Below are 4,878 nucleotides of genomic sequence, written 5' to 3'. Positions count from 1 at the left end.
CGATGCTGGAGGACTTCCGCCAGGTCGCCGAATCTCTGACGTACAACACCCCGCAGATCCCGATCGCGTTCGGTTCGGACGCCGACTACTGGGTCGCCCACATCCGCCGGCCGGTCCGGTTCCTGGACACCATGCGGACACTGGAAGCCGAAGGCGTCACCACCTTCCTTGAGCTCGGTCCCGACGCCGTACTGACCGCGATGGGCCAAGACTGCGCGGAGGGCACCTTCATCCCGGCGCTCCGCAACGGCAGGCCCGAGGCAGAGACACTCACCACGGCCCTCGCCCGGCTCCACGTCACCGGCATCACCCCCGACTGGCGGGCCGTCCTCCACGGCGGCCGGAGGATCGACCTGCCCACCTACGCCTTCCAGCGCGGACGTTACTGGCCCGAGCTGTCCGCCGGTTCCGCTCCCGCCCCCGTGGTGGCGTCCACCGGCGAGACCAGGTTCTGGGACGCCGTCGAACGCGAGGACCTGGGTGCGCTGGCGACCACGCTGGAGATCGAGGCAGAAGACACCCGATCCCTTCTGGGCGAGGTGCTTCCCGTGCTGTCCTCCTGGCGCAGCCGCGGCCGGGAAAGATCGACCGTGGACGGCTGGCGGTACACGGTCACGTGGAAGCCCCTCCCCTCGGCCCGCCAGGACGCTCCTTCCGGCACCTGGCTCGTCGTCGCCCCCGCAGGGAACCGTACGGCGGCGCATGCCGTACGGGCCCTCACCGACAGCGGGGCGCAGGTCGTCAAGCTGGAGCCGGACCCCGCGACGGCCGAGCGCACGTCGCTGGCCGCGGGGATCACGGAGGCCCTGGACGGGCAGGACGCCGCAGGCGTGATCTCGCTGCTCGCGCTGGACGAACGCCCGCATCCCGGCCATCCGGCGGTGCCCGCCGGTGTCGCGGCGACTCTCGCTCTCGTACAGGCGCTCGGCGACGCGGGGATCGACGCACCGCTGTGGGCCGTGACACGCAACGCGGTGTCGGTCGGCCGCTCCGACCGGCTGGCCAATCCCATCCAGGCGCAGGTCTGGGGGCTCGGCCGAGTCGTGGCCCTGGAGCACCCCCACCGCTGGGGCGGTCTCATCGACCTGCCGGCCCGGGTGGACGAGCGGGCCCGCCGCAGGCTGGCCGAGGTCCTGGCCGCCACCGCCGGTGAAGACCAGGTCGCGATCCGTTCCTCCGGAGTCTTCGCCCGCCGCCTGGTGCACGCCGCACCCGCTGAAGGCGCGGGGCAGTGGCGGCCGCGCGGCACCGTCCTCGTCACGGGCGGCACCGGCGCGCTCGGCGGACACGTCGCGCGCTGGCTCGCGGCAGGCGGCGCGGAGCACCTCGTGCTGACGGGGCGCCGCGGCTGCGACGCCCCCGGCGCCGCCGAGCTCGCGGCGGAGCTGTCCGAGTCGGGCGTACGCGTGACCATCGCGGCCTGCGACGTCGCCGACCGTGAAGCGCTGGCAGCACTGCTGGCCGAGCACCCGCCGAACGCGGTCGTCCACGCGGCGGGTGTGGCCGGGGTCGGCGACCTGGCGGGCAGCACGCTCGCCGACATCGCCGGCACGATCACCGCCAAGGTCGCCGGCGCAGCCCACCTCGACGAGCTGACCGGCGAGCTGGACGCGTTCGTCCTGTTCTCCTCGATCTCCGGCGTATGGGGCAGCGGCAGCCAGGGCGCCTACGCCGCGGCCAACGCCTACCTCGACGCGCTCGCCGAGAACCGGCGCGACCGCGGGCTCACCGCGACCGCGGTGGCCTGGGGGCCGTGGGGAAGCGGCGGCATGGTCGACGACGCCGCGGAAGACCAACTGCGCAGGCGCGGCCTGCCGTCGCTCTCACCCGATCTGGCGATCGCCGCGCTGGCCGCGGCCCTCGACCGCGACGAAACCTCGGTGACCGTCGCCGACGTCGACTGGGAGCGCTTCGCCCCCGCCTTCACCGCTGCCCGGCCCCGCCCGCTCATCGCCGACCTGCCCGAGGTGGCGCGGCTCGCCGAGAAGGCGCAGGAGGAGGTACGGCCGGCCACGACGGCACTCGCGGAGCAGCTCGCCGGCCTCTCCGAAGCCGAGCGCCGCCAGGTGCTCGTCGACCTCGTCAGGGCCGAGGCCGCGGCCGTGCTCGGGCATCCGTCGCCGGACGCCGTCAACCCCGACCGGGCCTTCCGCGAGCTGGGCTTCGACTCCCTTACGGCGATCGAGCTGCGCAACCGGCTCAACCCCGTCACCGGGCTCCGCCTGCCCGGCACGCTTGTCTTCGACTACCCGACGCCCGCCGCGGTCGCCGACCACCTGCTGGGCGAGCTGCTCGGCCTGCGCGGTGACATCGTCGCGCCCCAGGCCGTCGCCCTCGCCGACGACGAGCCCATCGCCATCGTGGCGATGAGCTGCCGCTACCCGGGAGGCGTACGCAGCCCTGAGGATCTGTGGCGACTGGTCGCCTCCGGCGCCGACGCCATCTCCGAGCTTCCCGCCGACCGTGGCTGGGACCTCGATGCCCTCTACGACCCCGACCCGGGCCACCAGGGCACCTCCTACGCACGCGCGGGCGGGTTCCTGGACGACGCCGACCGGTTCGACGCCGCCTTCTTCGGCATCTCGCCCCGCGAGGCGCTGGCCATGGACGCACAGCAGCGGCTGCTGCTGGAGACCTCCTGGGAGGCGTTCGAGCGGGCGGGCATCGACCCGGCGTCGCTGCGCGGCAGCCAGACGGGTGTCTTCGTCGGCTCCAACAGCCAGGACTACGGCACCCTGCTCCTGACCACCCCGCAGGACACCGAGGGCTACCTCGCCACCGGCAACGCGGCCAGCGTCGTCTCCGGCCGCCTCTCCTACACCTTCGGCCTGGAGGGGCCGGCCGTCACCATCGACACCGCCTGCTCCTCGTCGCTGGTCGCCCTGCACTGGGCCTGCCAGGCGCTGCGGCAGCGCGAGTGCTCGCTGGCGCTGGCCGGCGGCGTCGCCGTCATGTCGACGCCGGGCATCTTCATCGAGTTCAGCCGTCAACGCGGCCTGGCGGAGGACGGCCGGTGCAAGGCGTTCTCCGACGACGCCGACGGCACCGGCTGGGGCGAAGGCGTCGGCTTGCTCCTGCTTGAGCGGCTGTCGGACGCTGTCGCGAACGGGCATGAGGTGCTGGCCGTGGTGCGTGGCTCGGCGGTGAATCAGGACGGCGCTTCGAATGGGTTGACGGCGCCGAACGGTCCGTCGCAGCAGCGGGTGATCCGGCAGGCGCTGGCGAACGCGCGGTTGTCGGTGGCGGATGTGGACGCGGTGGAGGCGCACGGCACCGGCACGACGCTGGGCGATCCGATCGAGGCGCAGGCGCTTTTGGCGACGTACGGCCAGGACCGTGACGAGCCGCTCTACCTCGGCTCGCTGAAGTCCAACATCGGCCACACCCAGGCGGCGGCCGGCGTCGGCGGGATCATCAAGATGGTCATGGCAATCCGTGAGGGCGCGCTCCCGCGGAGCCTCCACGTCGGCGCCCCGTCCCGTCATGTCGACTGGTCCTCGGGAGCGGTTGAGCTGCTGACGGAGTCGCGGCCGTGGCCGTCGATCGGCCGTCCGAGGCGGGCGGGTGTGTCCTCGTTCGGCATGAGTGGCACGAACGCGCACGCGATCATCGAGGAGGCGCCCCTTTCCGCCGTGGTGGAGGGTGAGGCGGCGGCGGGAGCCGGGCCGGTGGTGTGGCCGGTGTCGGCCAAGAGCCCGGGGGCGTTGCGGGATCAGGCGGTGCGGTTGCGCGCGCATCTGGTGGCGCATCCTGAGTTGTCGCCGGTTGATGTGGGGTTCTCGCTGGGGGTGTCGCGTTCGGGGTTCGAGCATCGGGCGGCGGTGGTCGGAGCGGATGTGGCAGAGCTGCTCGCCGGTCTGGGGTCGCTGGCTGAGGGTGAGCGTGCGGGGAGCGTTGTTCAGGGGATGGCCTCTGGTGGCAAGGTGGCGTTCCTGTTCACCGGTCAGGGGTCCCAGCGGGCGGGGATGGGCCGGGAGCTGTATGACGCTTTCCCGGCTTTCGCGGATGCTTTCGATCAGGTGTGCGCTCATCTGGATGGGCGTCTTGATCGGCCTGTCCGGGAGGTGGTGTTCGGGGACGGCGAGTTGCTGGACCAGACCTGTTTTACTCAGCCGGCGTTGTTCGCGGTCGAGGTGGCGTTGTTCCGCCTGGTGGAGTCGTGGGGCATCGTGCCGGACTTCCTGGCGGGGCATTCGATCGGGGAGATCGCCGCAGCGCACGTGGCCGGGGTGCTGTCGCTTGAGGATGCCTGCACCCTCGTCGCCGCGCGAGGCCGGTTGATGCAGGCCCTTCCGGAGGGTGGGGCGATGGTCGCCCTGAACGCCTCCGAGGAAGAGGTCCTGCCGTATCTGACCGACCGGGTGACCATCGCGGCGGTCAACGGCCCCGCCTCCGTCGTCATCGCCGGGGACGAAGACGCCGTCGCCGCCGTGGTCGCGCGGTTCCCCGATCGCAAGTCGAAGCGGTTGAAGGTCAGCCACGCTTTCCACTCCCCGCTGATGGACCCGATGCTGGACGACTTCCGCCAGGTCGCCGAGTCCCTGACGTACAACGCCCCGCGGATCCCGATCGCCTTCGGTTGGGACGCCGACTACTGGGTCGCTCACGTTCGTCAGCCGGTGCGGTTCTTGGACACCATGCGGTCGTTGGTGGCTGACGGGGTGAGCACGTTCCTTGAACTGGGGCCGGATGCGGTGTTGTCGGCGATGGGTGCCGAGTGCGTTGAGGGTGTCTTCATTCCGGTGCTGCGGCGGGAGCGGGCGGAGGTGGAGACGGTTGCCGGGGCGGTGGCTCGTCTTCATGTTGAGGGTGTGACGGTCGATTGGGAGGGGTTCTTCCCCGGTGGCCGTCGGGTGGAGTTGCCGACGTATGCCTTCC

General features: G+C 72.1%; 1 protein-coding gene. It reads left to right on the top strand.

The features are described 5' to 3' along the window. The coding region (locus AB0B72_RS40005; protein WP_367745012.1) for an SDR family NAD(P)-dependent oxidoreductase at positions 1-4,878 on the top strand (4,878 nt) is incomplete at both ends.

The organism is Microbispora sp. NPDC049125 (genome assembly GCF_040802045.1).
In the GTDB taxonomy this organism is placed as follows: domain Bacteria; phylum Actinomycetota; class Actinomycetes; order Streptosporangiales; family Streptosporangiaceae; genus Microbispora.
Note: the sequence above shows the minus strand (reverse complement) of the source record. Positions and strands in the feature narration are given on the sequence as shown.